The organism is Plantibacter sp. LMC-P-059a, from assembly GCF_030209505.1.
Lineage (GTDB): Bacteria > Actinomycetota > Actinomycetes > Actinomycetales > Microbacteriaceae > Plantibacter.
In genome coordinates, this window is record NZ_JARVRZ010000004.1 from 442,141 (window position 1) to 467,820 (window position 25,680).

Genomic DNA, 25,680 nt, shown 5'->3' on the forward strand with positions numbered 1-25,680 from the left:
GGGGCGTGGACCAGCGACTGATCGACCTCCTCCGTGCCGACCTCACGACCGCCGGGTACACCGTGGAACGGGTGCGCGGCCTGTGGGGTGAGATGGCCGAGGCGGCCCTGCACCGATCGAACCGTGTCGTGGCGATCCGAGCGCTCGACGCCCGAGAGGGCACGGAGGGCGTGGAGCCGGTCGCGACCTTGGCGAGGCTGTTCATCCTCGGGCTGCCGGCGGACGTCGATGCGGTCTCCCGCGCTCTGCCGACGCTCGGCGCCGACGGAGCGGTGGAGCTCGGCCTCCTCAGCCGGGCCGACGAGGGTGGTCTCCGGCCGGCCCTGGACCTCCGCCCCTATGCCTGGGTGGACGCGAACGGCAGCGGGGCCTGGTGGATCGCCTCCGACCTCGGCGAACTCGCCCTCGGCCACGAACTCGGTGAGGAGCACGTGCTCGGCGTCGGTGGCGCATCGATGACCCTCAGCGGCATCATCCTGCCCGAGCGGGTCGGATCGGCACTCGACCTCGGCACGGGGTGCGGCATCCAGGCACTCCACCTGTCGCGGATCGCCGACCGCGTGGTCGCGACGGACATCTCCGAGCGGGCGCTCGAGCTCGCGGCACTCAACGCGCGGCTCAACGGCATCGACTCGATCGAGTTCCGTCTCGGCAGCATGTTCGAGCCGGTGACCGGCGAGCGGTTCGACCGCATCGTCTCGAACCCGCCGTTCGTCATCACGCCACGGATGGAGGGGGTCCCGAACTACGAGTACCGCGACGGCGGGCTCGTCGGTGACGCCCTCGTCGAGTCGGTCTTCGTCGAGGCGGCCCGGCATCTGACGGAGGACGGGGTGGCCCAGTTCCTCGGCAACTGGGAGTACCGCGCGCGGACGGACGGACTCGATCGCGTGGCGGACTGGGTGGAGCACAGTCGCGAGACGGTGGACGCCTGGGTGATCGAACGCGAGGTGCAGGATCCGGCGGAGTACGCCGAGACCTGGATCCGGGACGGTGGGACGAGGGCCGGCACCGCCGAGTTCGAACGCCTCGCGGCAGCCTGGCTCGACGACTTCGCATCACGGTCGGTGACGGGCGTCGGGTTCGGGTACGTCCTGCTCCGGCGGACCGACTCCCCCACCCCGCTGCGCCGGCTCGAGCGTCTCCACGGCCATGCGGGATCCAACTCGGCGGGCCTCGGAGCCCACCTCGCCGTCTGCCTCGCCGCGCACGACTGGCAGGTCGCGCTCGACGACCAGGCCCTGCTCCGTGAGCGCGTCGTCCTCGCCGGCGACGTCACGGAGGAGCGTCACTACTGGCCGGGCGACGAGGACCCGACGGCGATGCACCTGCGCCAGGGCGGCGGGCTGGCCAGGTCCGTGGGCGTCGACACGGGACTCGCCGGACTCGTCGGTGCGTGCGACGGCGAACTCGCCCTCGGTGCCATCGTCGACGCGATCGCGCAACTCGTCGAGGTCGACGCCGTCGAGCTCGGCGACGAACTCCTCCCCCGCGTGCGGGCGCTCATCGACGACGGGATCCTGCTTCCCGCCGTCTGATCGGGCGCCGTATCGGGAGCACGGTCGGCGAGCGGCACTTCGGCGCTCTGCCAGCTGACCGCGATAGTCTCCCGTGTCGGAGACACCGACCCCGCCGACGAAAGCGACCACCCTCGATGCCGGAGAGCCCACTCTCAGCCAGCCCGTACGAGGTGCTTGGTGTGAGCGCGACGGCGTCGCAGGACGAGCTCCGACGGGCGTATCGCCGGCTGATGCGCGAGACGCATCCCGACCTCGGCGGCAGCGCCCGGCAGTTCAACGCCGTGCAACTGGCGTGGGAACGCGTCGGCACGGTCGACGGTCGAGCCGCGTACGATCGCGGTCGGAACGTCCCGTCCGGCGGCGTCGACGCGGACGACGAGCCCACCTGGTCCGCGTCCACCACCGGTCGCTCCGGCACCCAGCGGGCGGACTCCCGTCCTCGAGCGCGGGCCTACGGGCACCCCGGCGGCGACTCACGGGAGGCCTACCTCGAGCTCATCAGGGAGTGGGTCGGCCGCGGCGTCCCCCTCGACGACCCGTACGACCCGAAGCTCGTCCGTTCCGCCCCGCGCGAGATCCGACACCAGCTCGCCAACGCACTGGCGGAGGAGCAGACAGCGCGCACGGTGGCGACGCTCGGCATCGGGTACACCGTGTGGCACGACGTCCTGGCTCCCGGCGAGGCGAAGATCGATCACGTGGTCCTCGGCCCCACCGGGCTGTTCGCGGTGAAGTCCGAGGACTGGGGCGGGCCGGTGAGCGTGCATCGTGGTGAGGTCGTCGGCGAGACGCTCGGCGCCCGAGAGGAGCCCGTGCGATCGATCGTCCGCTCGGCGCGCACGGTCGCGAAGGCGGCTCGCGTGAAGTTCACCGCCTCGGTCATCGTCGTGCCCGACGGCGCCGTCGAGGAGTCCGTCGAGTTCATCGGCCGGAAGCACCCCGTCACCGTCCTCGTGGAGCGCTCCCGGCTCGCCGACGTGCTCCGCACGGGTCTTCCAGGCATCGAGCGCATGGGTGGCAACCAGCTGTTCGACATCCGCACCAGGCTCCAGCAGACCGTCCGCTTCGTGGGCGTCTGAGCCTCGCAGGACGACACCTGTGGGTGAAACCCCCCACCGCCCCACTCGGGGTTCTTGTGCGGATGGGCGCCAGGCCCCACCATCAGGGCATGACGTCTCCCGCGGGTTGGTACCCGGACCCTGAACAGCCCGGTGGCCAGCGATGGTGGACCGGTGCTGCCTGGGGCGGCCAGCGCGTCCTGGCGAGCACGCCGACCCTCCCTCTCGCAGCCACGCCGGCCGACGGCGTCCCGACGACGCGGACGCGACGGCTCGGCCCGCTCCACATCGTGCTCCTGAGTCTCGTCGGCGCCCTGCTGCTGATCAGTGCAGTCGGCGGCGCGTTCTGGGCGATGCTCACGCTCGTCGCCGTCGTTGCGGCGGTCATCGGAACGGTCGCGCTCGTCCGTGGTCGAGTCACGTCTCTGGGGATCCGGAACCGCGGCATGGCTGCCGCAGTGATCGGGGCGGGCCTCTGTCTCGTCGTGGTCGGCGGGAGCGCCAATGCGGCGGTCCATCCCGTCGTGAACCGTCCGGCAGCGTTGCTGTCCGCCCCAGACGGCTCGGCCGATGCTGCCGTCGAACCGCGTCCCACCTCGACACCCACCCCGACCGACGTCGTCACCGAGGTGACGGAGGTCGTCGCGGTGCCATTCACGGCGACCGAGGTCCAGGACCCGAACCTCGACGTCGGTCAGGTCGCCGTCACCACCGTCGGAGTCGACGGTCAGCAGACGAACACCTACCGCGTGACGACGCGGGCCGGTGCTGAGGTCGCCCGCGAGGTCGTCTCCCAGATCGTCACGGTGCAGCCCGTCACGCAGGTGACCTCGGTCGGTACCCGGCAACCCGCGCCCGTGGCTCCAGCACCCGTCGCCGACCCGGTCGGCGGCGGCTGCGACCCGAACTACGAGGGGCAGTGCGTCCCGATCGCGAGCGACGTCGACTGCGCCGGCGGCAGCGGGAACGGACCGGCCTACACGCCGGGACCGGTGTACGTCGTCGGAAGCGACGTGTACGACCTCGACCGTGACGGGGACGGCATCGCCTGCGACGCCTGAGCAAGCCCGTTCGCGCTCGGCGGAAGGCCGGGCCGTCGCTTCAGGGCTGCGCGTATCGTCGCTGACGGGTCGCCGGTCGGCGTCCCTGACGCTGATGGATTGGAGCGACGATGAGTGCAGAACTCGACGGCAAGCAGGTGGCCTTCCTCCTGACGGACGGCTACGAGGACAGCGAACTGACCAGCCCCTGGGAGGCGGTCACCGGTGCAGGCGCCACGGCCCGACTGGTCTCCCCCGCGACGCAGGACGTGACCGGCAAGAACGGGCACGTCCAGCCGGTCGACGTGGCCGTCGCCGAGGCATCCTCTGACGACTACCACGCGCTCGTGCTGCCCGGTGGTGTCGTCAACGCCGACGACCTCCGCCTGGACGAGGCGTCGATCGCCTTCGCGAAGGCCTTCTTCGAGCAGGGCAAGCCGGTGGGCGTGATCTGCCACGGCGCATGGATCCTCGTCGAGGCCGATGTGGTCCGAGGCCGCGAACTGACCAGCTACCCGAGCCTCAAGACGGACCTGCGGAACGCTGGAGCCTCCTGGGTCGACGAGGAGGTCGTCGTCGATCAGGGTCTGGTGTCGAGCCGGACGCCCGACGACCTGCCGGCGTTCAACGCCAAGCTCGTCGAAGAGATCGGCGAGGGCGAGCACGAGGGCCAGCACGCCTGACCGCCTGACCGAACAACGACGAACGCCCGGCCCCTCGAGAGGGACCGGGCGTTCGCGTGCTGTGAGGCTGTCGTTACGCCTTCTTGTTGCGGGTCAGTGCGCCGTAGATGAGGAGCACGACGATGGAACCGCCGATGGCGAGGAGCCACGTCTGCAGCGAGAAGAACTCCTGGAGGTTCGCGCCGAAGAGGAGGCCGCCGAGCCAACCACCGAGCAGTGCCCCGACGACACCGAGCAGCAGCGTGATCAACCAGCCGCCGCCCTGACGACCCGGAAGGATGGCCTTGGCGATGGCGCCGGCGATGAGGCCGAGCAGCAGGAAGCCGAGAAAACTCATGATGTCTCCAAATGTGATTGCTGGATCGAGCGGGGTGCCGACCGATCGTGGTGCTACCCCCGCCGGTGAGCGGGGCCAGCCACTGTATCGCGAGGACTAGTTATTGAAGACGTCCTTGACATTCTCGCCGGCCTTCTTGGCGTCGGCCTTGGTCTGGTCGGCCTTGCCCTCCGCGACCTTGCTGTCGTCGCCGGTGACCTTGCCGAGGGCTTCCTTCGCCTTGCCCGCGAGGTCTTCAGCGGCGTTCTGGATCTTGTCCGATGCACTCATGGCGTACTCCTTCTTCTGCGTTGGAAACCGGCGGTGATGACCGGTTCATGAGGTAAGACGCAGCTCGCGTCCCATTCGTCACGGAATCCGTCGAAAACCTTCGGCGGCTCCAGTGGTGCGCCGACGGATGCGACACTTGATGTTCGTGTTCCGCCAGGCAGTGCCGCCGTCCAGACCCGCCAGGAGGTGAATCGCTTGAGGACAGACCGCCCTCGTTCCGGCTTCTCGCGATTCCTGCGCATCGTCCGCAACACCATGTTCTGGATCATCGGTGTGATCCTCGCCATCGCGCTGGTCATCTTCGTCTGGCTGCAACTGACGCCCTGGCCGGGGTCGATGGTCATCCGGATGGCGTTCGACGAGCGGGCGAAAGTCGTGCAGTCGGACCTCGAGAAGTTCGTGCCGGACGGCGTCGACGTGCGACGCGACATCCCGTACCGGTCCGGCGACGCCGACGCCCTCCTCGACGTCTACACGCCCGACGGTGTCCGCGGGAGCGGTGCCGCACTCCCGACCATCGTCTGGGTGCACGGCGGCGCCTGGATCTCCGGCAGCAAGGAACTCATCTCCAACTACATGCGCGTGCTCGCCGGTGAGGGGTACACGGCGGTCGCGGTGGAGTACACGATCGCTCCGGAGGGGCAGTATCCGCTGCCGATCGAGCAGGTCGCCGACTCCCTCGGCTACCTCGACGCCAATGCGCGGGCGCTCAACGTCGACTCCTCCAAGCTCATCCTCGCCGGTGACTCCGCCGGTGCGCAGATCGCCGCCCAGGTCGCGAACGTCGTGACGAGCTCCGAGTACGCCAGCTCGATCGAGGTCGAGTCGCCCATCGAACCGCAGCAGCTGGCCGGCGTCGTGCTCGCCTGCGGCGCCTACGACCTCAGCCTGGTCAACGCCGAGGGCAGCTTCGGATGGTTCCTCGACACGGTGCTGTGGTCCTACTTCGGCGCGCGCGACTACAAGACGCGGCCTGAGGTCGCCTCAGCGTCGGTCGTCGACTACCTCACGGCGAAGTATCCGCCGACCTACATCACGGTCGGCAACTGGGACCCGCTCTACCCGCAGTCCGTCGAGTTCAAGGCGAGACTCCAGGGGCTCGGGGTCGACGTGCAGTCCATGATCTTCAACCCGGACTACCGGCCCGGACTCGAGCACGAGTACCAGTTCCTGCTCAACGATCAGGGGCGGTTCAACCTGCAGCGCATGGACGCCTTCATCGACGGCGTCACCGACACGAGCCTCCCCTACGGACAGCAGGGTCCGCCCGTCCGCTGACGACCCGGTCTCACGGGAGGCGGATGCGCTCGCCGTCCTCGACGAGACGGCCGTGGAGCACCGCCTGGTCGAGCGTCAGATCCAACCAGCGACGAGCGGTCTCACCGAGACGGCCGTAGCCGAGGACGGAGGCCGCCTGCATCGGAAGCTGCTCGCGGTCCACCTCCTGCTCAGGGCTCGCGGCGATGACGAGTTCCATGGCGTTGCAGATCTCGGCGGGGCTGATGTCTGTGACCGCACGGTGGTCGCGATGGACGACCCGGCGGACACCGCGCCAGGTGACGACGTCGAGTCCGGTCGGCCAGGCGAAGCCGTTCTGCACGACGAACGCCTCCGTCACCAACGCGGACAAGTCCGTCCGGGTCTCCTCGGGCAGCCGGTCCACGCCGAAACGACGGGCGACGATCGTGACGAGCCGGGGGACGGCGATCGGCCCCTCCGTTGAGAGGATCGCTGCTGCGATCCTGGTGACGGCCGCTTTGGTGAGTTCCAGGTTGTCGAGGACCGAGGCCGGCCCGATCACGGAGTCGTCGGCCAGTTCGAAGTCGGTGATGGCGACGCTCAGCGGGACGACCGGGGCCGACGCCGTGACGGGGAGCGCGACCGGGTCCATGAATCGCATCGACTGCTGGCCGGCGGCGGTGGCGGTGTCGGCGGTGGGAGCCGGCGTCGGCGGGTGCTCCGTGGCGTCCCGAGTCGCCGATCCGGCGGGTGCCGCCGGGGCGGAGGCCTGACCGGTCGACGCATCGGGTGTCCGTCCGGAGGTGGCGGGCTGCGGCTCCGACGAGGGCGACGGGTCGGCCGCGGACGGTGCCGTCGTCGACTCCTCGCTCAGCGCGCGTTCGGCTCGTTCACGCCAGGACTTGGGGAGCCAGGCCGACTTCGCCACGAAGCCGTTCCACCCGCGACTCACGGTGTCACCGTCCACGCACGGCACGGGGCGGCGGAGCGACGGTGCTCCACGGGAAGGGTCGGCGAGGTCAGAGGTGGCACCTCCACAGGATAGACCGCGGCGGACGTGGGCTCAGCTCGCCGACTGCCGACGCGCCTCGCGTCGGCGTTCGCGCTCGAGGTCGGCCGCGGCGGCTTCGGCGGGTGTCGGTGCCGTGCCGCCGAGCGAGCGGGGCTGCCACCAGGCTCCGGTGCCGTCGACCGGGTAGTCGCGCTGCAGCTCGTCGATCATGCCCTGCAGGCGGTCCCGCAACTGTTCGGTGCTCGTCGCGACGTCGTCCTCGGGGTGGACCTGGATCGGCTCACCGAAGGAGAAGTGCACCGGCACGCCGAAGCGCTCGCGGAAGCCGACCTTGTGGTTCTTGGTGAGGAGCCGGTGGCCGCCCCACACGGCGACGGGGATGATCGGGACGCCGGCCTCCTGGGCGAGGCGGACGGCGCCGGACTTCAGCTCCCGGACGGTGAACGAGGCGCTGACGCCTGCCTCAGGGAAGACCCCGACGAGCTCTCCACTGCGGAGTGCCGCGACGGCGTTCGCATAGGCGGCACCGCCGGCCCGCATGTCGACGGCGATGTGGCGCATACTGCGCAGGAGTCGACCGACCAGCGGCTTGTCGAACGCGCCCTGCTTGGCCATGAAGCGGATGCGACGCCGGTTGTGGAGCACGGTCGCCCACTCGACGAGGGCGAACTCGAGGTACCCGAAGTGGGTCATCGCGATCACCGCCCCGCCGTCGTCCGGGAGGTGTTCGATACCGGTGGTGTGACGGCGCAGGCGCCAGACACCGAACAGGGAGCGACCGACACCGACGGCGGTGTCGTATACGGGCTCGATGGGGCGTCTCATGGCGACACCGTACGACAGACACCTGAGGAAGTGCCGGAGTGCGACGGGCGGCGGTGAGCTGGTCCGTCTCGCGATGCCCGACCGGGCGATACGATCGCGGGATGACGGCAACGCAGACCGGCCGCCCCCGTGGCAGCTACGCCAAGACGGCGGCCAGGCGCCGGGAGATCCTCGAGGCGGGCATGGACGTCTTCGCGGAACAGGGCTTCCGCAGCGGCTCGCTCCGGGAGGTCGCGGAACGTGTCGGCATGAGTCAGGCCGGTCTGCTCCACCACTTCTCGACCAAGAACGACCTCCTCGCCGCGATCCTCGACTTCCGCGACGACCGGGACCGCGAGCAGTCCGCGATCGAGATCGGCAGCGGTCTCGAGGGCATCCGGGGGCTCCTGCGTCTCGTCGAGCACAACATGCGCGTGCCGGGTCTCGTCGAACTCCACTGCGTCCTCTCCGCGGAGGCGACGTCACCGGACCACCCGGCACACGACCATTTCGTCCGGCGGTACAGCTGGTTGATCGACGGCATGACCCTCTCGTTCCAGGTGATGGCTCGCGCGGGTCAGTTGGTGCCGGGCGTCGAGCCGGCGAGTGCGGCGCGCATGCTCATCGCGATGATGGACGGCCTGCAGTTGCAGTGGCTGCTCGATCGCGACGCCGTCGACATGGCCGAGGAGACGCGCCGCTCCCTGCGCCCGCTGCTCACGGTCGAGTTGTAGCGGGAGACCTCCTCCACAGCCCTCGCGCTTCTCCACAATCGTCGTGCCGTCGGGCTCCTGCGCATATCAGATATTAGAGTGGTGGGGGCTGCGGGAAGACCTGAGGGGAAGTCCTTATTTTGATAAATTCAAAACAACTCGATACGGTGGGGGCATGAACGGATCGGGGGTGGCGTCGGCGGCGAGCGACTTCAACGCCAAGATCCGCGCCGCCGGTCTGCGCGTCACCACGGGGCGCCTCGCCGTGCTCGAGATCCTGGCCAGCACGCCGCACGCCGACGTGGAGCAGGTGGTGGCGAGCCTGCGACCACGCGCTCCGCAGACGTCTCCGCAGGCCGTCTACAGCGTGCTCAACGCCTTCGTGGCAGCCGGTCTGGTGCGTCGCATCGAGCCCGACGGCCATCCCGGCCGCTACGAGCTGCGCGTCGATGACAACCACCACCACCTGGTCTGCAGCTCGTGCGGCGCCGTCGTCGACGTCGACTGCACGCAGGGTTCGGCTCCGTGCCTCCACCCTGACGACACGGCGGGCTACCTCGTCGACGCAGCCGAGATCACGTTCTGGGGCGTCTGTCCCGCGTGCCAGGCGGATGCGTCCTGACGCCGTTCCACAGATCATTCGACGGCACTTCCATGCCGATCGTCAGCTGGCACCGACATGGTGGCAGTGCTGAAGCCAACCGACCGTCCGACCAGCCCCACCCCTCGAGGAGAGACATGTCCGAGCCCAGCTACACCACCACCAACAGCGGAGCGCCCGTCGCCAGCGACGACCACTCCCAGAGTGTCGGCGCCGACGGCGCGATCGCACTCCACGACCACTACCTGGTCGAGAAGCTCGCCCAGTTCAACCGCGAGCGCGTGCCGGAGCGCGTCGTCCACGCGAAGGGCGGTGGCGCGTTCGGTCACTTCGTCACGACCGGGGACGTCTCCCAGTACACCCGCGCGGCGCTGTTCCAGCCGGGCGTCGAGACCGAGATGCTCGCCCGCTTCTCCACCGTCGCCGGCGAGCAGGGCAGCCCCGACACCTGGCGCGACCCCCGCGGGTTCGCCCTGAAGTTCTACACGAGCGAGGGCAACTACGACCTCGTCGGCAACAACACGCCGGTCTTCTTCATCCGCGACGGCATCAAGTTCCCCGACTTCATCCGCTCGCAGAAGCGCCTGCCGGGCTCGCACCTCCGCGACCACGACATGCAGTGGGACTTCTGGACCCTCTCGCCCGAGAGTGCCCACCAGGTCACGTGGCTCATGGGCGACCGGGGTCTGCCGGGCTCGTGGCGGCACATGGACGGCTTCGGTTCGCACACCTACCAGTGGATCAACGCGAGCGGTGAGCGCTTCTGGGTGAAGTACCACTTCAAGACCGATCAGGGCATCGAGATCCTCACGCAGGACCAGGCCGACCAGATCGCCGGTGAGGACGCCGACTTCCACATCCGCGACCTCTCCGAGGCCATCACCCGCGGCGAGCACCCCAGCTGGACCCTGTCCGTGCAGGTCATGCCGTACGCCGACGCCGCGGACTACCGGTTCAACCCGTTCGACCTCACCAAGGTCTGGCCGCACAGCGACTACCCGCTGATCGAGGTCGGGAAGATGACGTTGGACCGCAACCCGGAGAACTACTTCGCCCAGATCGAGCAGGCGACCTTCGCCCCGTCGAACTTCGTCCCCGGCATCGCGGCGAGCCCCGACAAGATGCTGTTGGCTCGCATCTTCAGCTACGCGGACGCCCACCGGTACCGCGTCGGCACCAACCACGCGCAGCTGCCGGTCAACGCCCCGCACTCGCCCGTGCACTCCTATTCGAAGGAAGGGGCGATGACGTACACCTTCAACGACGCGAACGCCCCGGTGTACGCGCCGAACTCGGTCGGCGGAGCCCACGCCGACCCGGCCCGTGCGGCCGAGTCCTCCGGCTGGCAGTCCGACGGCGAGCTCGTCCGGGCAGCCGCGACGCTCCACGCCGAGGACGACGACTTCGGGCAGGCGGGCACCCTCGTCCGCGAGGTGCTCGACGATGCAGCCCGCGATCGCCTCGTCGGCAACATCATCGGCCACGTCTCCAAGGTGACCCGCCCGGACCTCCGCGCCCGGGTCGTCGCCTACTGGACGGCCGTCGACCAGACGCTCGGTGCGCGCGTCTCGGCGGGACTCCCGCCGCTCGTCTAGAGCGAGGGCCCCACGCCCGCGACGACGGTCGTCATCCTGCAGGGATGACGACCGTCGTCGTCTGTGGGCGAGTTGTCAGACGCCGGTGGGTCCGCCGCCCCGACGGATGACCCCCGTCGACTGGGCGCGGGCCTTCGCCATCTCGCGGACGTGCTCAGCCTCACCCTCGGCGGAGTGGTGTTGATCCGTGGTGTGCGCTGCACGGTCGCGCCGCACGACGTACCAGACGGCGCCGACCGCCAGGAGGACGAGCGCGGCGAGGATGACGATGGTTCCGATGTCCATGTGGTGCTCCTCTCGTCGTCCGTCCGACGCTAGCAAGCGCTCAGACGCACGCAACCCCCTCGCCGACCGGGGCGAAGGGGTTGCGGATGACTCGAGGTGCGGGACGCTAGCCGGCGACCTGCTTGGCGCGAGCGAAGACCTTCTCGATCTCCTCGCGACGACCAGGCTGCTTCAGCGACAACGGCGATGGATGCGGCGCGTTGAACGCGCTGTAGGTGTTCCCGAGCAGCGGCTCGACGTGCTTCCACCAACCGTCCTGGGCGTGCGGTCCGCAGAGGACCACGACGCGGAGGTTGCGGAGGAGCGGGAGCAGTGCGCGCAACTCCATGGCCCCCTGGGCGACCTCGGGGGCGTTCGGCTTCTTGCGTCCGGCGCTCAGGTACCACGGGACGATGTTCCAGACCATGACGTCGTCGAAGCCGATGTCGTTCCGCAGGTTCCAGAGGCTCTCGGCGACCGGGTCGTCGTTGTCGACCGAGGCGAACCCCGATCCAGGTGCGTCGAGGCTGTCCGGAGCGAGGGTGCCCGGGGCGTCGAGGAGGATGAGGGTCTTCGCGTTGACGGCTGCATCGGCCGGGTCGACGAGCGGGAGCACGAGGTCGCTCTGCCGCCGTCCTCGGCGGGCCATCATCGCGTCCGCCCAGTCGCGCAGCGGCGCGAGTGCCGGCGACTCGGCCAGCATGCGGTGTCGTTCGGCCAGTTCGTCCGGGTCCTGCAGCCCTCGCGGGGCGTCCATGTGCATCTTCCGAGCGTAGCCCGTGACGGGAGTCCCGTCATCGTCTGAAGGCGTTCCAACCCCTCAACCGGCGATGAGGACGGCGAAATCCGTGCTCGTCAACCCGGGGTGAGGGCGTCGAGCCGGGCATAGGCTGACCAGGATGACCACCGAGCCCACCGCCCTCGACGACCGGACCAAGTGGCGCGCCTTCGCGGTCTGCGTCTCCGTCGCCGCCCTCACGATCCTCGACCTGTCGAAGGTGAACGTCGGCCTCCCGTCCATCGAGCAGGCCCTCGACGCCGGCCCGACCGCACTGCAGCTGATCGTCGCCGGGTACGCCTTGGCGTTCGGCCTGATCCTCGTGCCCGCCGGCCGCTACGGTGACCTGCACTCCCGTCGACAGATGTTCATGATCGGCCTGAGCGTGTTCGGTGCGGCGAGCCTCGTGTGCGCGATCGCCCCGAGCGTCGCCATCCTGATCGGCGGGCGGATCCTGCAGGGTGTCGCCGCCGGATTCCTCATGCCGCAGGTGATCGGGCTCATCCAGCAGCTCTTCGTGGGCAAGGAGCGAGGACGTGCCTTCGGACTGTTCGGTGCCATCATCGGCCTGTCGACGGCGTTCGGTCCGACGCTCGGCGGCTTGCTCATCGCCATCGGCGGCCCGGAGGACGGCTGGCGCCTGCTCTTCTGGATGAACGTGCCGCTGGCGATCATCCTGCTGCCGATCGCCGCCCGCCTGCTGCCCAAGCAGCAGCCACGTGAGGCGGGAGCCGGTTCGCTCGACCCCGTCGGCATCGTGCTCCTCGGTCTCGCGGTGCTGTCGCTCATGCTGCCCTTCGTGCTGACGACGGGTTCGCCGGACGACGACCCGGCACGCTGGTGGCTCCTCCTCGGGTTCGCCGTGTTCGCCGGCCTGTTCGCCTGGTGGGAGGGTCGGTACCAGCGCGCCGGACAGACGCCCGTCGTCGACTTCTCGCTCTTCTCCCTCGGCAGCTACCGCAACGGCGTCCTCATCTCGACGACGTACTTCGCGGCCATGCCGGCCACCTTCCTCACCCTCACGCTGTTCGTCCAGCAGGGCCTCGGCCTCGAGCCCGTCTTCGCGGGCATGATCACGATCCCCTTCGCACTCGCCTCGGCCGTCAGCTCGTGGTTGAGCGGTCGGGTCGTCGACAAGCTCGGACGCCCGCTCGTCGTGGGCGGGCTCGTACTAGTGGTGGTCGGCTTCACCCTGAACTCGGTACTCGCGTTCATCACTCCCCCAGAGGTCACCCCGTACGCCATGGGAGCGGCGATGCTCCTGGCGGGCATCGGTGGCGGTGCCGTGATCTCGCCGAACCAGACGCTGATGCTCGCGGACATCCCGGTCGCATCCGGCGGTGTCGCCGGGTCCATCGGTCAGCTCGGTCAGCGGATCGGCACCGCGGTCGGGCTCGCTGCGGCGACGGCGACCTTCTACGCGACGGTGTACTCGGAGAACGGCGGCGGTGCCTCGGGCGCCTCGCTCGACGTCTACCACGACGCCTACCGCAACAGCACCATCGTCACGATCGGCTTCGTCGTGATCGCTCTGGTCTTCGCGCTGCTCGACACGCGGTCTCGCAGGGCGGCCGATGTCGACTCCGGACCTTCGAAGTAAGGGTCACCTGAGTTAGGGTTACCTCAGTAGCGGCTGACGGGGTCGCTGGACGGAGGAGACCGGATGGCGCGGACGAACGCTGAGGCGTCGAGGATCAAGCCCGAGGCGGCGCGGCTGTTGACCCTCCGGGTGCTGCGGAGGACCACGATCTCCCCGAACTTCGCCCGGGTCACGCTCGGTGGAGGAGACATCGCCGACTTCACCTTCCTCGGCTACGACCAGTGGTTCCGCTTCTTCATCCCCGTTTCCGACGGCGGCCTCGAGCGGCTCCCGACCAAGCTCGACATGATCGCCTACGCGAGGTACCTGGCGATCTCGAAGTCGGTCAGACCGGTGCTGCGCAACTACACCGTCCGCGACTACCGCGCGGACGGGCCGGAGGGTCCGGAACTCGACGTCGACTTCGTCATCCACGGCTCGGCCGCCGACGGGACCGCCGGACCCGCGGCCGGCTGGGCGCAGACGTGCCGACCGGGAGACCCGGTCGCGCTGCTCGACGAGGGTCGGATGTTCAACCCACCGCCCGGCACGGACCGGATCGTGCTCGTCGCCGATGAGACGGGATTGCCCGCCGTCGCCGGGATCCTCGCGCACCTTCCGGCCGACACGATCGGGACCGCGATCGTCGAGGTGCCGTCGGCAGCGGACGTCCAGACGCTCGAGGCGCCGCCCGGGGTCGAGGTCCGATGGGTCGTCCGGGACGATGCGCATGCCGTCCCCGGCCGCGCGGCGCTCGCGGCGGCCGAGGCACTCGAGGCGCCGGGTCCGTCGGCGTACGGATGGGTCGTGGGTGAGCAGGCGCTCGCTGCGGCGGTGCGTCGCTCCTGGGTCCGCAGCGGCACACCCAAGGAACGCGTCATGTTCTGCGGGTATTGGAAGGTCGGCAAGGCGCACTGACCACAGGGTTCGATCGGCCGAGTTCCGGAAAAACTCAGTTGATCAACCGAATACGGGGTGTCCCCGATGCTGGACGAGCCAGGCTCGACTAGCCTCACGGCATGCCCTCTCCCGCCGGCCCAGCCGGAAACACCATCGGCGCGCTGCCGATCGGCGCGGTCGCGGGGCTCAGACGTCCGGGCTCGATGCGCTCGAGCACGGCCGACCCCGAGGACGTCCGCACGGATGCCGTCTCCACCGAGGACGGACGGCGATCGCCCGGCCCGCTCGCCACGTGGGACGGGGTGCGCTCGCGGTTCCAACCCGGCGAAGAACTCACTTTCGACGAGCGTTACCGGTACGCCCAGCTCCCGCTCATCGACGCGGACCACCCCCTGGCGCTCGCCACCAGTCCCGACGGCAGCTACCGGGCCGGTCGCTACGTGGAACCGCGCGTCGCCGTCGTCGTCCCCGTGCCGGTGGAGCGGTTGTTCGTCGACCCCATCTTCCTGAGCTACGAGGCGGACCTCGCCTCCGCGCCGTTCGCTGCGAAGCTCGCGCGGGGCATCGAGCTGCGTCGCGCCCACCGGCTGCACGCCACGCTCGCCTCCGTCGACGCCTCCGACGACCTCCTCACCGGTCTGCGATCTGCAGTCGGCGCGTTCGCTCCGTTCCGAGCCAGACTCGCCGGACCCGTGATCGGCGGGTTCAATCGCGGCCGCTGTTACCTCCCTGCCACCGCTGACGCCTTCGAACCGATCCAGCGGGCGGTCGGCGGACGAGCCGTCCCGCTCGTGGGGGTCGGCATGCACCACTTCCGGGACGAGCTCGACCCGGCGGAGACCGCCGCACTCGCTGCCTTCCTGGAACGCTGGCAGGACGCGACCCTGTTCGAGTGGACGGTCGACGAACTGGCGGTCACCTCGACCCACGACGACCTGGTGCTCAGCGGCCGCACCCTGGCCCGGATCCCGCTGCGGGCTGCGGCCTGACGCGTCGGACCGTCGACTCAGGCTTCGGTGAGCAGCCGGACCATGGGGAGGTCCGGCGACGCCCAGTCCAGCTCGGCCAAGCGGTTCCGCGGCACCCACCGCAGTTCATCGTGATCGGTGCTGATCACCGGTGGACCGTCGCGGAAAGTGACGGCGTAACACGCCAGATCGATCCGCAGTGCGCCGACCGCGACGACGGATCGGTCGAGGAGACGACCGACGGAGACATCTGCTCCGAGTTCCTCCCGCAGCTCCCGCGCCAGGGCCTCCTCGGGGCGTTCGCCGACCTCGACCTTGCCTCCGGGGAACTCCCACCGGCCACCGGAGGACCGCTCAGGGGAGCGGCGGCAGGCGAAGACGGTGTCGCCCTGGGAGGCGACGCCCGCGACGACCTCGATCGTGGTGACCATGCCGGTCCGACCCCCTCGCTCGTGTCGTCGTCGGAGACTCCAGGGTAGGGGACCCGGTGTAAGGGTCGGCGCGACCGTGCTCCCCAGGGAGGCGTCGCACGGCGTCCGCTCATGGCGTGGCGGACGGGCGGCCGCGGGTCGGTGGTGCGTGCCAGACTGACAGCGATCGGGGGCGATGGTCCCCTGCCGCAGCGTCGTCTCGAAAGGCACCCACCGCACCGATGTTCCTCCTCGACGGTTCCGCCATCACGAGTGCCAGCGACCTCTCCAACGCGTCGTATTGCGAATTCGCCTTCCTGCGCTCCATCGACGCGAAGCTCAAACGGATCGACCCGATCGAGGAGCCCGAAGACGAGATGCTCATGCGCACCTCGAAGCTGGGCGATCAGCATGAACTCCGCGTGCTCGAGTCCTACCGGGCCGAGTTCGGCGCAGGCGTGGTCGAGCTCGAGCGCCCCGACGTCCGGGATGCCGACGCGCTCGCCGAAGCCGTCGCGTCGACGCTCGCCGCCTTCCGGGACGGCGCACCGATCGTCTTCCAGGCCGCGTTCTTCGACGGCTCCTTCATCGGCTTCGCCGACTTCATCGTCCGCAGGCCCGACGGCCGGTATCGGGTCCAGGACACCAAGCTGGCTCGCTCCCCGAAGGTGACGGCGCTGTTGCAGCTCGCGGCCTACGTGGAACAGCTCAGTGCGGCCGGGGTGCCGGTCGACGACGATGTCGACCTCATCCTGGGTGACGGGACGATCAGCACGCACGCCGTCTCCGACATCCTCCCTGTGTACCGGCGTCGCCGTGCGCGGCTCGTACAGATCGTCGCGGAGCGGCTGCAGGACACGGATGCAGTGCAGTGGGGCGACCAGCGGTACAGCGTCTGCGGACACTGCACCTGGTGCGACGCGGAGATCACCGCTTCGCGCGACGTCCTGCTGGTGGCCGGTCTGCGGCTGACCCAGCGCGACCGCCTGTTGGCCGCCGGGATCCGCACCATCGACGACCTCGCCGCACTCACCCTCACCGGGTCGGCTCCCGGTGGCGCGTTCCACGGGCACCCGGCCACCGGTGGCGGCACCGTCGACGGGGTGTCGGAGACGACGCTCGCCGCCCTCCGGGATCAAGCCCGTCTGCAACTCGAACCCACGTCGGAGCCCGGCGTCCCGGCGTTCCGCGTCCACGACGCCGCGGCACTCGGGCTCCTCCCGCAGCCCGATCCCGGCGACATCTTCTTCGACTTCGAGGGAGACCCGCTGTACACGGAGGGCGAGCCGGGCGACGCTCGGCGAGGCGACCGCACCCGCTGGGGCATCGACTACCTGTTCGGGCTGGTCGACACCGACGGCGTCTTCCGATCCTGGTGGGCGCACGACTTCCACGAGGAGCGCATCGCGTTCATCGACTTCCTCGAGTACCTCACCGCGCGCCGGGCGGAGTACCCGGGCATGCACGTCTACCACTACGCGGCCTACGAACGGACGCACCTGCTCTCCCTGGCCGCCAGACACGGCGTCGGCGAGCAGGTCGTCGACGACCTCCTGCGGGAGGCCGTGCTCTTCGACCTCTACCCGTTCGTCCGCAAGACGGTCCGTGTCGGCTCCCGGTCGTACTCGATCAAGAAGCTCGAACCCCTCTACATGGGCGACGACCACCGCGACAGCGAGGTCACCAACGCGGCCGCGTCGATCACCGAGTACGCCGACGCTCGCGAGCTCAGCCGCAGCGACGACCCGGCCCTCATCGCGGAGGGCGAGCGGAAGTTGGCGGAGATCGCCGAGTACAACGAGTACGACTGCGAGTCCACTCGCCGACTCCGCAACTGGCTGCTTGCCCTGGGCGAGGAGCGCGGTGTGCTCCCCGGCACCTTCGTGAACGATGCGCCGGAGCCGCTCATCGACGACCCGACGCCCCTGCACGACGCCTTGACGGCACTTGCCGGCGACCCACTCGACCCCGAGCGTTCCGACGACGCGGCGGCGTACGCCCTGGCTGCGGCCGCGATCGACTACCACCGTCGGGAACACAAGTCGTTCTGGCAGGAGCACTTCTCACGGCTCATCGCCACGCGCGACGACTGGGAGGACACCCGCAACGTGTTCACGGTCACCGCCGGCGAGGTCGAGCGCGACTGGTTCCGGGAGGGCCGGCAGCGGAGCGATCGCCGGCACGTCCGCCTCTTCGGCCGCTGGGCTCCGGGGAGCAGCGTGAAGGTCGGCGCCGACCCCTTCGCCGTCTACGAGTACCCGGGTCCGTACACGGTCCCCCGCGCCGAGCCCGGCTCCCGTCCCGCCGGGCAGATCACCGTGCTCGAGGTCGACGACGACTCCGTGCTCATCCAGGAGACGCTGAAGACCGACCGGGATTCCTACTCCGAGCTGCCGGTCGCGCTCACGCCGTCTCCTCCACCCCGGCCGGGGACGCAGGTCGACGCCATCGCCGAATGGGGGCAGGCCATCGTCGACGCGTCGCCCGACTGGCCGAGCGACGGTGTCGTCGACATCCTCCGCCGCAGGCCGCCGCGCACCGGTTCGGGTGGTCCCCTCCCCCACCAGGGTGACCGCGAGACGATCGAGGACGTCACCGCCGCCCTGCTCGACCTCGACGACTCCGCGCTCGCGGTCCAGGGCCCGCCAGGGACGGGCAAGACCTACGTCGCCTCGCACGTCATCACCGCGCTGGTGCAGCAGCACGGGTGGCGGATCGGTGTGGTGGCCCAGTCGCACGACGTCGTGGAGAACCTCCTCGAACGCATCGTGAAGGCCGGCCTCAACCCGGGCCTCGTGGCGAAGACACTGCGGACCGGTGCCGACCCGGACGCCGACCGCGGCTACACGATCCTGCCGTCCAACGGCCACGCGGCCTACGCGGGCGAGCAGGCGGGCGGGTTCGTCGTGGGCGGTACCGCCTGGGACTTCAGCAACCCCAACCGGTTCCCACGCCGGTCGCTCGACCTGCTCGTCGTCGACGAAGCTGGTCAGTTCTCCCTGGCCTACACGATCGCGGCGAGCGTCGCGGCCCGGAACCTGCTCCTCCTCGGCGATCCACAACAGCTCCCTCAGGTGAGCCAGGGGACGCATCCGGAGCCCATCGACACCTCCGCCCTCGGGTTCGTCGCCGACGGACGAGACGTGCTGCCACCGGAACTCGGCTACTTCCTCCACGAGACCTGGCGGATGGACGCGGCGGTCACGGAGCCGGTCTCGCACCTGTCGTACGGCGGTGAGCTGCGATCGGCGGCGGCCACGGCGAACCGCAGCCTCGTCGGCTGCGAGCCAGGCCTCCACATCGTCGACGTCCGTCACGTCGGCAACGCCACGAGCTCGGTCGAGGAGGCCGAACGCGTCGTCGAGCTCGTCCGCTCGAGCATCGGCCTGCTCTGGACCGACCCCGACTCCCGCCGCTCGGACTCCCCCCTGACGCAAGCCGACATCATCGTGGTCTGCCCGTACAACGCGCATGTGGCGGTGGTGCGGCAGGCGCTCGACCAGGCCGGGTACGATGCCGTCCGGGTCGGGACGGTCGACAAGTTCCAGGGCCAGGAGGCGGTCATCGCGATCGTGACCCTGGCCGCGTCCGCGCCGGCCGAGGTACCGCGCGGGATGTCGTTCCTCCTGATGAAGAACCGGCTGAACGTCGGCATCTCGCGGGCGCAGTGGGCTGCCTACCTCGTCTCCTCCCCCGCGCTCACCGAATACCTCCCGACGACCCCGGAGGGCGTCGCCGAGCTCAGCGCCTTCATCAGGCTCGTGGACGGGCGCTGACCGACGCTGCCGACGACCCGATGTCGCCGGCGGGCCGACGCGAGGCGTCCGCGCTCCCGAGCCGGGCCGCCTTCGCGATCCAGGCCTGTCTCTGGGTGTCGCTCGACCCCTTGACCGGGCCGAACCGATTCACAGCGACGGACCGGATCCCGCAGAACCGGAGGGTCGTGGTGCGGAGCTGCTTCACGGTCGTGTCCCCCACCAGCGGGAGGTACCACCATGGCGAGTCGGTCGTGACGATCACGCGGCCCGAGCGCCCGGTGAGCAGGCCCTCCGGGAGCCCGTTGTCCTTCGTCCGGTAGGCGCGACGCGGCAGCAAGACCCGATCGAAGAACCCCTTGAGCAGCGCCGGGACGGAGCCCCACCAGACCGGGGCCACGACGACGAGGTGATCAGCGGCCAGGATCTGCTGCCACGCGAACTCGAGGTCGGGCTCCAGTTCCTGCCGGTGGGTGTAGCCGAGCCGCAGGTTCGGATCGAATGCGAGGTCGCGGACGGCGAGGACTGTCGCGTCGCCGTGTGCATCCGCATACGCCACCGCCAGAGCGGCGCACAGGGAGTCGGGATTGGGATGGCCGTCGATGACGAGGGTGCTCATTGGTGCTCCAAGGGTCGTAGGTTTTGACAGTGTCCAGAATCTAGACACTGCCCACATCGGTACGGCAACGACCGTACGGGTACGATGTTGCTTGTGTCAAGATCGACGACGGCCTATCACCACGGCAACCTCGGACCCGTGCTGGAAGACGCTGCGCTCGACCTCATGAGGACACAGGGACACGTCTCGCTGAGCCTGCGCGAGGTCGCCCGCCGTGCCGGCGTCAGTCACAACGCGCCGTACCATCACTTCGGTGACCGGACGGCGCTGCTGAAGCGTTTGAGTGAACGGTCGATGTCAGAACTTCTGGAGTCGATGCGCGCAGAGCGGGCGGCCGCTGCCGCGGGCACGCCGCAGGAGATCGCCATCCAGGTCGGCGCGAGCTATGTGGCGTACGCAGCCCACCACCCCGAACGGTTCCGCGTCATCTACGACCCGGACGTCTGTGCTCCGGGCGCGCCGAGCGAGGCGATGGCGCCGCTCATCACCGCGGTCGAAGGGATCCTCGCCGAGACCACCGCGTCCCTCGCGCCCGATGCGCCGGCCGAGGTCCTCGCCGCCCTCACCACGGCGGTCTGGGCGACGGTGCACGGCTTGGCCGAGCTCGTCGTCGCCGGTCACATCTCGGAGACCGAGGCTCGACCCGCCCTCGAGGCCTTGCTGTCCCGGTCCTGAAGGCGCATCGCGGCGACAGCCCGGCCCCGTTCCCCGGAGGTGCGAGGGCCTGTCTCTCAGGCTGTACACAAACCACACCCGGTGAACGGTCGGGAACCTCAAAGGCGGCTCTTGGCCCCAGGTGACGATTCCCTCGGTTTGTAGGAGTCAGATGATCTCAGCACTCGCCGCCGAGAGGAACCTCCATGACGAACACCACAGGCCCGGACACTCCGGAACCCGAAGCCACCGACCCCGCCACCGCAGACCCGACCATCACAACCCCCGCCTACGAGCAGCCGACCGGTTCGTACCAGCCGACCCCGGGCATGGACGTCACTCCCCCACCCGGATACCCGGGGAACACGGCCGGACCCGCTCGGCCGTGGCCCGGCACGACCCCGTACGGCTACGCCACGGCGCCGCATCAGCGCTTCGACGGCGTCTCCGCGACTCCTCCCTCGCCGCACACCCCGCCACAGCCACCGACGGCGGCGAAGCAGCAGCCGATCGGCTGGATCATCGCGGCCGCGACCGCAGCCACCGTCGTCTCCCTCGTCACCGGCGGGCTGGGCATCGCCTCCCTGGCAGCGGGGGCCTTCCACAGCGTCGCGGCGTCGTCCCAGGTGGCCGAGACGGTGCCCGATGAGAGCGGTCAGAGCTTCCGAGCGCCGGGCGGCCTCACGCCACCGCAACAGCAGACGACTCCGGATGCCGCCACCGCGGACACCAGGAGCGCGACCGCGGCCGAATCGGTCGGTGTCGTCGACATCGAGACGGAGCTCGGCTACCAGGGCGGTGCCGCCGCCGGCACCGGGATGGTCCTCACGGCCGACGGCCAGATCCTGACGAACAACCATGTCGTCGCAGGGGCGACCAGCATCGTGGTCACGGTCGTCAGCACGGGTCAGCAGTACACGGCACGCGTGATCGGGACGGATGCCACGGACGACGTCGCGCTTCTGCAACTCGACGGCGCCGCCGGGCTCGACACCGTGACGATCGATGACGACGGTGGCGCGGCCGTCGGCGACGCGGTCACCGGCGTCGGCAACGCGGGCGGGACGGGCGGCACCCCGAGCGCTGCCGACGGATCGGTCACCGCGCTGGACCAGGACATCACCGTGCAGGACGAGACGACGGGTACCGGCAAGCAACTCACGGGCCTCATCCAGACCGACGCGGACATCCAGGCCGGAGACTCCGGCGGCCCGCTGTACGACGCGGAGGGTGAAGTCGTCGGGATCGACACCGCGGCGTCCTCCGGCGGCACGGACATCGACGGGTTCGCGATCCCGATCGACGACGCGCTGTCGATCGTCGGTCAGATCCGCAGCGGCGTCGAGACCCAGACGGTCTCGATCGGCTACCCCGCCTTCATCGGCATCGGGCTGAGCTCGGCTGGCGACGGCGGAGCAGCGGCAGGGTCGGGCGCCGTCGTCGGATCGGTGATCGAGAACACCCCCGCCGCCTCGGCGGGTCTCGCCGCGGGCGACGTCATCACCGGGCTGAACGGGGTGGCCATCGACTCCGCGCAGACCCTCACCGCGACCATGGCCTCGCTCGAGCCCGGTCAGACGGTCACGATCACGTGGACGACACCCGCCGGCGCGAGCCAGACGGCCGACATCGCACTGATCGAGGGCCCGGTCGCCTGACGAGACCGTTCATCGGCTCGGCTCCTCCGAACCGGCCCGCCGCCGGATCGGAGGAGCCCACGGCGCTCGGCCAGTAGGCTCGGGTCCGCGGTGCCCGCCGCGTCCACCGGAAGGATCCGCCCGTGACCCGCTACCTCGGAGTCGACCTCGCCTGGGGCGAGGGGACCGAGCGACGGGTGGCGAACGAGTCGGGCGTCGTCTGCATCGACGAGACCGGGACGGTGATCGACGCCGGCTGGGCCATCGGTATCGACGCGGTGGTCTCGTGGATCCTCGCGACCGCCGAACCCGGATCGGTCATCGCGGTCGACGCGCCCCTGCTCGTCGAGAACGCCACGGGCATGCGCCGCTGCGAGCGGGAGGTCGGGCAGCGTTACGGCCGCTGGCAGGTGTCCGCCTACCCGTCGAACCTCGGCCTCCCGGCACTCGGTGGGGTAGCCCTGTTCCGAGCGCTCGAGGCAGCCGGGCTGCACTACTTCGACGGCTTGAGCACCCCGGCCGAGGAGGACATCGTCTTCTTCGAGGCGTACCCGCACACGACTCTCGTCGGTGCTGAGGAACTCGGCTACACCGAGGCGCGACCCCGTTACAAGAAGCTCGACACCTCGCTCCCGGTGACCGAGCGACGGCAGCGGCGCGCTGACGTGTGCGACGACCTGATCGAGCGACTCGACCGCCTGGCGACCGCCAGCCCCCCGCTGCTGCTGCGCTCGCATCCGGTGACCACGCTCCTCCTGGACGTGCCCTCCCCGACGAAGGAGACCGCGCACAAGCACCGGGAGGACCTCATCGACGCGGCCCTCTGCGCGTGGACGGCGTCGTCCTGGGACGAACACGGCCTGGAGCGGTTCCAGGTCCTCGGTGCTACGGACGTGCCCGATGACCAGGGGCGCGTCCCGACCCTTCTCGCGATGGCGCGACCCGAACAGCGGCATCCGGAATACATGCCAACGAGTGCATACGCGCAGCCAGCACCACTTCCCCGTGATTCCAGCCTTACCGCGGGCGACGCCGCCCGCGGAGAGCCCTCGTCGACGATATTCGAAGGACATATGAACAAGCAGGCATACTCAAAGACCGAGACCACCAAAGCGGATGCGATCGAGTTCGTCGAGGGCGGGGCCGCCGGCTCCACCGCCGCCGAGAGCCAGCCGTCCGGCTCGACCCGGGCACCCTCCCCCGCCCCGACCACGGTGGACCTTCTCCGGAGCGCGACCTGGCACCTCGAACACGCCCGGGTGACCGCGGCCGGGGACGATGTGGCGTTCGAGGCCGCGCGGTCAGCACTCGCCGAGGCCGTCTTCGACCTCGAGGCTGTCCAGTACGGCGAGTCGACGCGGGGCTGACGCGTCCTCAGACCGGATCGAGATCCGATCGACGCTCTGACCGACGGGCTTCGCGCTCGGCACGCGCCCGGCGTTCAAGGAGGTCGGTGCGGATCCACCGGATCGCGAGGGAGATCGCGAGCGACAGGAACAGGAACGCCGCGGCACCGAGGGCGTACGAGATGAAGTCCGTGGGGATGAAGGTCGTGCCGAGCAGCAGGGCCGACGGCGCCCACTGATCCGCCAGTGCCGCCGGGACGCCGGTGGCCTGGAAGCACTCGATCGCCGCGGAGAACCCGAACGCTCCGATGGCGACCTGCCACAGCGGGAGCCGTGGCGCCGCGAACGCCAGCAGCAGGGCGACGAGCACCGTGTAGAGGGCGTTCGTGACCGGGTTGGCCCAGACGGCGGTGACCGACCAGTGCACGGTCAGCCCGGCGACGATCGTCACGATGGCGGCACCGAGCAGGAGTGCCCGCTTCAGGGAGGTCGCCGGCCGTGGCCCGTCAGGGTTCGGCTCCGGGAGATCGCTCATGCTCTGGTCCTTCTCGTGCGTCGTTGTCGCCCACGGGCCCAGTCGCGGGCCTCGGTTCCTGAGAGGGCGAGGATGATGGAGCAGTCGACGGCGAAGCCGATCAGGTTGGTCTGCAGGGTGAGGCCGCCGGCGCCCGCGAGGTAGGTCGCGGTCAGGGTGGCGATCGAGGTGGAACTGAAGGCCATGGCGAGCAGGCGTGCGAGGTTGCCGCCGAGGTGGACCCGCCAGGCGAGCACGAGATAGCTCAACGTCACGGCTGCTGACAGGCCGATGACGAACCCGACGACCCACGGCACCAGGACGGCGTCGTCCGCCGTGGTGACGGTCGCGGTCGCCTCGGCCATCACGTGCTTCCAGTCGGTGACGAGGAGGACGCCGGAGAGGATCGACGACAACGACGCGACGACCATGAGCAGGACGCCGACGGTGGTGTCGAGCGGGCGCGGTTCACCGGCTCGGATGAGCGAGCGGATCGGTGGGGCGTCGGCCGGAGGGAGCGTCGCGGTCGGCGGGACGACGACGGCGGTGAGGTCCACGATCGGGAGGTTCCCGTCCGTCATGATCGCGTCACCGCCCCCGTTCCGCGAGTGGTACCCCGTCGAGAAGTTCTCGATCACGGAGGTGGAGGCGCCGACCCCGGCGGCCTCGATCGATCCGACGATGTGATCCCGTTCGTCGTCCACGTCGTCGGCGATGCGGTGGGTGACCTGGAGCGTGAAGACGCTGATGCCGACCGAGCGATCGTAGGTGCCGGCCGCCAGCCAGTCGGCCTGGTACCCGCCGGGGAGCAGCCAGCCCTCAGGGGTCGGCCAGAACCGGACGTGGTGCCGCTTGCCCGGGCTGCCGTCGACCTCCTGCTGGTAGCAGAACGCCTGCGGACGGCCGAAGAGGTAGAGCGAGGAGACCGGCGCCTCCGGATAGCTGCGTCGCGTCAGCGTGGAGGACACGATCCGCAGGTCGGCGCGGAGGCCGAGGTCGTCGGCGAGGGTCCATCCGGCCGTCAGCATCGCCGTGTGCACCTGCTCCTCGCTGCCGCGGAACCCGAGGTTGACGGGGTCGCCGAGGATGCCCTCTCGGGTGCGCGTGCGTCCGATGAAGTAGTCGGGCAGGTAGACGCGCGAGAGCACCGTGTGCAGCCGCGGCAGGATGAGATACGCGATGACGAGGTAGATGACGAGGATGAACCAGGCCTGGGCCCACCCTCGGGCGAAGGCCTCCGTCAGCAGGACGTAGGCGAGGAAGACGGCAGCGGCCGTTCCGAAGGCGAAGAACCAGCCGTCGACGATGCGCGCGATGCGCCCGCGTCGATCCTCGGACAGGCCGCTGGCGGGCCCGAGGAGCGTCCCGGTCTTCGTCACCCGTC

At 69.9% G+C, this 25,680-nt stretch carries 25 protein-coding genes; 15 read left to right on the plus strand and 10 right to left on the minus strand.

What is annotated here, in order from left to right:
- The first annotated feature begins 5 nt into the window (after nucleotides 1-5).
- The 4 genes from QRN27_RS11645 (at nucleotide 6) to QRN27_RS11660 (ending at nucleotide 4,301) form a co-directional block, all read left to right on the plus strand.
- A complete protein-coding gene (locus QRN27_RS11645; protein WP_285042365.1) occupies nucleotides 6-1,538 on the plus strand; it encodes a DUF7059 domain-containing protein in 1,533 nt (510 codons plus the stop codon).
- Between the two features lie 116 nt (nucleotides 1,539-1,654).
- Nucleotides 1,655-2,599: a DnaJ domain-containing protein gene (locus QRN27_RS11650; protein WP_285042366.1), complete on the plus strand. Its 945-nt coding sequence runs from the start codon at nucleotides 1,655-1,657 to the stop codon at nucleotides 2,597-2,599.
- Between the two features lie 89 nt (nucleotides 2,600-2,688).
- Nucleotides 2,689-3,639 (plus strand): G5 domain-containing protein, encoded by a 951-nt coding sequence (locus QRN27_RS11655; RefSeq protein ID WP_285042367.1) that lies wholly within the window; start codon nucleotides 2,689-2,691, stop codon nucleotides 3,637-3,639.
- Between the two features lie 110 nt (nucleotides 3,640-3,749).
- Nucleotides 3,750-4,301 (plus strand): type 1 glutamine amidotransferase domain-containing protein, encoded by a 552-nt coding sequence (locus QRN27_RS11660; RefSeq protein ID WP_285042368.1) that lies wholly within the window; start codon nucleotides 3,750-3,752, stop codon nucleotides 4,299-4,301.
- Nucleotides 4,302-4,374: 73 nt separating this feature from the next.
- Here the strand turns inward: QRN27_RS11660 and QRN27_RS11665 are convergent, their stop codons facing one another.
- Nucleotides 4,375-4,638 carry a GlsB/YeaQ/YmgE family stress response membrane protein gene (locus QRN27_RS11665; RefSeq protein ID WP_056010248.1) on the minus strand — a complete coding sequence of 88 codons (264 nt, stop codon included), beginning with the start codon at nucleotides 4,636-4,638 and terminating at the stop codon, nucleotides 4,375-4,377.
- Nucleotides 4,639-4,734: 96 nt separating this feature from the next.
- Entirely contained in the window at nucleotides 4,735-4,908 is a 174-nt protein-coding gene (locus tag QRN27_RS11670; RefSeq protein WP_285042369.1) for a CsbD family protein, read from the minus strand.
- A 195-nt stretch (nucleotides 4,909-5,103) separates the two neighbouring features.
- Here QRN27_RS11670 and QRN27_RS11675 point away from each other — a divergent pair, with 195 nt between their 5' ends.
- The gene (locus tag QRN27_RS11675) at nucleotides 5,104-6,186 is read left to right on the plus strand and encodes an alpha/beta hydrolase (protein WP_285042370.1); all 1,083 of its coding nucleotides are present in this window, start codon (nucleotides 5,104-5,106) and stop codon (nucleotides 6,184-6,186) included.
- 10 nt (nucleotides 6,187-6,196) lie between these two features.
- Here the strand turns inward: QRN27_RS11675 and QRN27_RS11680 are convergent, their stop codons facing one another.
- Nucleotides 6,197-7,099 carry a hypothetical protein gene (locus QRN27_RS11680; protein ID WP_285042371.1) on the minus strand — a complete coding sequence of 301 codons (903 nt, stop codon included), beginning with the start codon at nucleotides 7,097-7,099 and terminating at the stop codon, nucleotides 6,197-6,199.
- A gap of 111 nt (nucleotides 7,100-7,210) precedes the next feature.
- Entirely contained in the window at nucleotides 7,211-7,984 is a 774-nt protein-coding gene (locus tag QRN27_RS11685) for a lysophospholipid acyltransferase family protein (RefSeq protein ID WP_285042372.1), read from the minus strand.
- A 101-nt stretch (nucleotides 7,985-8,085) separates the two neighbouring features.
- Between QRN27_RS11685 and QRN27_RS11690 the strand changes: the two genes are divergently transcribed.
- The 3 genes from QRN27_RS11690 to QRN27_RS11700 all read left to right on the plus strand — a co-directional run bounded on the left by QRN27_RS11690 (nucleotide 8,086) and on the right by QRN27_RS11700 (nucleotide 10,872).
- The gene (locus QRN27_RS11690; protein ID WP_285042373.1) at nucleotides 8,086-8,697 is read left to right on the plus strand and encodes a TetR/AcrR family transcriptional regulator; all 612 of its coding nucleotides are present in this window, start codon (nucleotides 8,086-8,088) and stop codon (nucleotides 8,695-8,697) included.
- A 154-nt stretch (nucleotides 8,698-8,851) separates the two neighbouring features.
- Nucleotides 8,852-9,298 carry a Fur family transcriptional regulator gene (locus tag QRN27_RS11695; RefSeq protein WP_285042374.1) on the plus strand — a complete coding sequence of 149 codons (447 nt, stop codon included), beginning with the start codon at nucleotides 8,852-8,854 and terminating at the stop codon, nucleotides 9,296-9,298.
- Nucleotides 9,299-9,414: 116 nt separating this feature from the next.
- Nucleotides 9,415-10,872, plus strand: a complete 1,458-nt coding sequence (locus QRN27_RS11700) for a catalase (protein ID WP_285042375.1) — start codon at nucleotides 9,415-9,417, stop codon at nucleotides 10,870-10,872.
- A 75-nt stretch (nucleotides 10,873-10,947) separates the two neighbouring features.
- On the opposite strand, the gene QRN27_RS11705 is transcribed toward QRN27_RS11700, so the two are convergent.
- On the minus strand, nucleotides 10,948-11,157 hold the full coding sequence (locus QRN27_RS11705; protein WP_194668396.1) for a hypothetical protein: 210 nt from the start codon (nucleotides 11,155-11,157) through the stop codon (nucleotides 10,948-10,950).
- Nucleotides 11,158-11,263: 106 nt separating this feature from the next.
- Nucleotides 11,264-11,899 carry a uracil-DNA glycosylase gene (locus tag QRN27_RS11710; protein ID WP_082456009.1) on the minus strand — a complete coding sequence of 212 codons (636 nt, stop codon included), beginning with the start codon at nucleotides 11,897-11,899 and terminating at the stop codon, nucleotides 11,264-11,266.
- Between the two features lie 136 nt (nucleotides 11,900-12,035).
- Between QRN27_RS11710 and QRN27_RS11715 the strand changes: the two genes are divergently transcribed.
- From QRN27_RS11715 to QRN27_RS11725, 3 genes are all read left to right on the plus strand, one after another.
- Nucleotides 12,036-13,514 (plus strand): MFS transporter, encoded by a 1,479-nt coding sequence (locus QRN27_RS11715; RefSeq protein WP_285042376.1) that lies wholly within the window; start codon nucleotides 12,036-12,038, stop codon nucleotides 13,512-13,514.
- A gap of 63 nt (nucleotides 13,515-13,577) precedes the next feature.
- On the plus strand, nucleotides 13,578-14,411 hold the full coding sequence (locus QRN27_RS11720) for a siderophore-interacting protein (RefSeq protein ID WP_285042377.1): 834 nt from the start codon (nucleotides 13,578-13,580) through the stop codon (nucleotides 14,409-14,411).
- Nucleotides 14,412-14,512: 101 nt separating this feature from the next.
- A complete protein-coding gene (locus tag QRN27_RS11725; protein WP_285042378.1) occupies nucleotides 14,513-15,382 on the plus strand; it encodes a 2'-5' RNA ligase family protein in 870 nt (289 codons plus the stop codon).
- 17 nt (nucleotides 15,383-15,399) lie between these two features.
- On the opposite strand, the gene QRN27_RS11730 is transcribed toward QRN27_RS11725, so the two are convergent.
- On the minus strand, nucleotides 15,400-15,792 hold the full coding sequence (locus tag QRN27_RS11730; RefSeq protein WP_285042379.1) for a (deoxy)nucleoside triphosphate pyrophosphohydrolase: 393 nt from the start codon (nucleotides 15,790-15,792) through the stop codon (nucleotides 15,400-15,402).
- A gap of 221 nt (nucleotides 15,793-16,013) precedes the next feature.
- Here QRN27_RS11730 and QRN27_RS11735 point away from each other — a divergent pair, with 221 nt between their 5' ends.
- On the plus strand, nucleotides 16,014-19,547 hold the full coding sequence (locus QRN27_RS11735) for a TM0106 family RecB-like putative nuclease (RefSeq protein WP_285042380.1): 3,534 nt from the start codon (nucleotides 16,014-16,016) through the stop codon (nucleotides 19,545-19,547).
- On the opposite strand, the gene QRN27_RS11740 is transcribed toward QRN27_RS11735, so the two are convergent.
- Entirely contained in the window at nucleotides 19,525-20,145 is a 621-nt protein-coding gene (locus QRN27_RS11740; RefSeq protein ID WP_285042381.1) for an NAD(P)H-dependent oxidoreductase, read from the minus strand. The genes QRN27_RS11735 and QRN27_RS11740 overlap by 23 nt on opposite strands.
- Before the next feature lie 93 nt (nucleotides 20,146-20,238).
- On the opposite strand from QRN27_RS11740, the gene QRN27_RS11745 reads away from it, so the two are divergent.
- The 3 genes from QRN27_RS11745 (at nucleotide 20,239) to QRN27_RS11755 (ending at nucleotide 23,803) form a co-directional block, all read left to right on the plus strand.
- A complete protein-coding gene (locus tag QRN27_RS11745) occupies nucleotides 20,239-20,820 on the plus strand; it encodes a TetR/AcrR family transcriptional regulator (protein ID WP_285042382.1) in 582 nt (193 codons plus the stop codon).
- Between the two features lie 185 nt (nucleotides 20,821-21,005).
- Complete coding sequence (locus tag QRN27_RS11750) at nucleotides 21,006-22,457, plus strand: S1C family serine protease (RefSeq protein WP_285042383.1); 1,452 nt, start codon at nucleotides 21,006-21,008, stop codon at nucleotides 22,455-22,457.
- 122 nt (nucleotides 22,458-22,579) lie between these two features.
- Nucleotides 22,580-23,803 carry a DUF429 domain-containing protein gene (locus tag QRN27_RS11755; protein ID WP_285042384.1) on the plus strand — a complete coding sequence of 408 codons (1,224 nt, stop codon included), beginning with the start codon at nucleotides 22,580-22,582 and terminating at the stop codon, nucleotides 23,801-23,803.
- 7 nt (nucleotides 23,804-23,810) lie between these two features.
- Here the strand turns inward: QRN27_RS11755 and QRN27_RS11760 are convergent, their stop codons facing one another.
- Together QRN27_RS11760 and QRN27_RS11765 are read right to left on the minus strand one after the other, a co-directional pair.
- Nucleotides 23,811-24,317, minus strand: a complete 507-nt coding sequence (locus QRN27_RS11760) for a DUF2809 domain-containing protein (RefSeq protein ID WP_285042385.1) — start codon at nucleotides 24,315-24,317, stop codon at nucleotides 23,811-23,813.
- Entirely contained in the window at nucleotides 24,314-25,675 is a 1,362-nt protein-coding gene (locus QRN27_RS11765; RefSeq protein WP_285042386.1) for an LssY C-terminal domain-containing protein, read from the minus strand. The genes QRN27_RS11760 and QRN27_RS11765 overlap by 4 nt, the downstream gene beginning before the upstream one ends.
- Between the last annotated feature and the right edge of the window lie 5 nt (nucleotides 25,676-25,680).

Bases quoted from the DNA above. Each gene is read 5' to 3' on its own strand.
- QRN27_RS11650 (WP_285042366.1), top strand. From the start codon at position 1,655: ATGCCGGAGAGCCCACTCTCAGCCAGCCCGTACGAGGTGCTTGGTGTG.
- QRN27_RS11655 (WP_285042367.1), top strand. From the start codon at position 2,689: ATGACGTCTCCCGCGGGTTGGTACCCGGACCCTGAACAGCCCGGTGGC.
- QRN27_RS11660 (WP_285042368.1), top strand. From the start codon at position 3,750: ATGAGTGCAGAACTCGACGGCAAGCAGGTGGCCTTCCTCCTGACGGAC.
- QRN27_RS11665 (WP_056010248.1), bottom strand. From the start codon at position 4,638: ATGAGTTTTCTCGGCTTCCTGCTGCTCGGCCTCATCGCCGGCGCCATC.
- QRN27_RS11670 (WP_285042369.1), bottom strand. From the start codon at position 4,908: ATGAGTGCATCGGACAAGATCCAGAACGCCGCTGAAGACCTCGCGGGC.
- QRN27_RS11685 (WP_285042372.1), bottom strand. From the start codon at position 7,984: ATGAGACGCCCCATCGAGCCCGTATACGACACCGCCGTCGGTGTCGGT.
- QRN27_RS11690 (WP_285042373.1), top strand. From the start codon at position 8,086: ATGACGGCAACGCAGACCGGCCGCCCCCGTGGCAGCTACGCCAAGACG.
- QRN27_RS11695 (WP_285042374.1), top strand. From the start codon at position 8,852: ATGAACGGATCGGGGGTGGCGTCGGCGGCGAGCGACTTCAACGCCAAG.
- QRN27_RS11700 (WP_285042375.1), top strand. From the start codon at position 9,415: ATGTCCGAGCCCAGCTACACCACCACCAACAGCGGAGCGCCCGTCGCC.
- QRN27_RS11705 (WP_194668396.1), bottom strand. From the start codon at position 11,157: ATGGACATCGGAACCATCGTCATCCTCGCCGCGCTCGTCCTCCTGGCG.
- QRN27_RS11710 (WP_082456009.1), bottom strand. From the start codon at position 11,899: ATGCACATGGACGCCCCGCGAGGGCTGCAGGACCCGGACGAACTGGCC.
- QRN27_RS11715 (WP_285042376.1), top strand. From the start codon at position 12,036: ATGACCACCGAGCCCACCGCCCTCGACGACCGGACCAAGTGGCGCGCC.
- QRN27_RS11720 (WP_285042377.1), top strand. From the start codon at position 13,578: ATGGCGCGGACGAACGCTGAGGCGTCGAGGATCAAGCCCGAGGCGGCG.
- QRN27_RS11725 (WP_285042378.1), top strand. From the start codon at position 14,513: ATGCCCTCTCCCGCCGGCCCAGCCGGAAACACCATCGGCGCGCTGCCG.
- QRN27_RS11730 (WP_285042379.1), bottom strand. From the start codon at position 15,792: ATGGTCACCACGATCGAGGTCGTCGCGGGCGTCGCCTCCCAGGGCGAC.
- QRN27_RS11735 (WP_285042380.1), top strand. From the start codon at position 16,014: ATGTTCCTCCTCGACGGTTCCGCCATCACGAGTGCCAGCGACCTCTCC.
- QRN27_RS11740 (WP_285042381.1), bottom strand. From the start codon at position 20,145: ATGAGCACCCTCGTCATCGACGGCCATCCCAATCCCGACTCCCTGTGC.
- QRN27_RS11750 (WP_285042383.1), top strand. From the start codon at position 21,006: ATGACGAACACCACAGGCCCGGACACTCCGGAACCCGAAGCCACCGAC.
- QRN27_RS11760 (WP_285042385.1), bottom strand. From the start codon at position 24,317: ATGAGCGATCTCCCGGAGCCGAACCCTGACGGGCCACGGCCGGCGACC.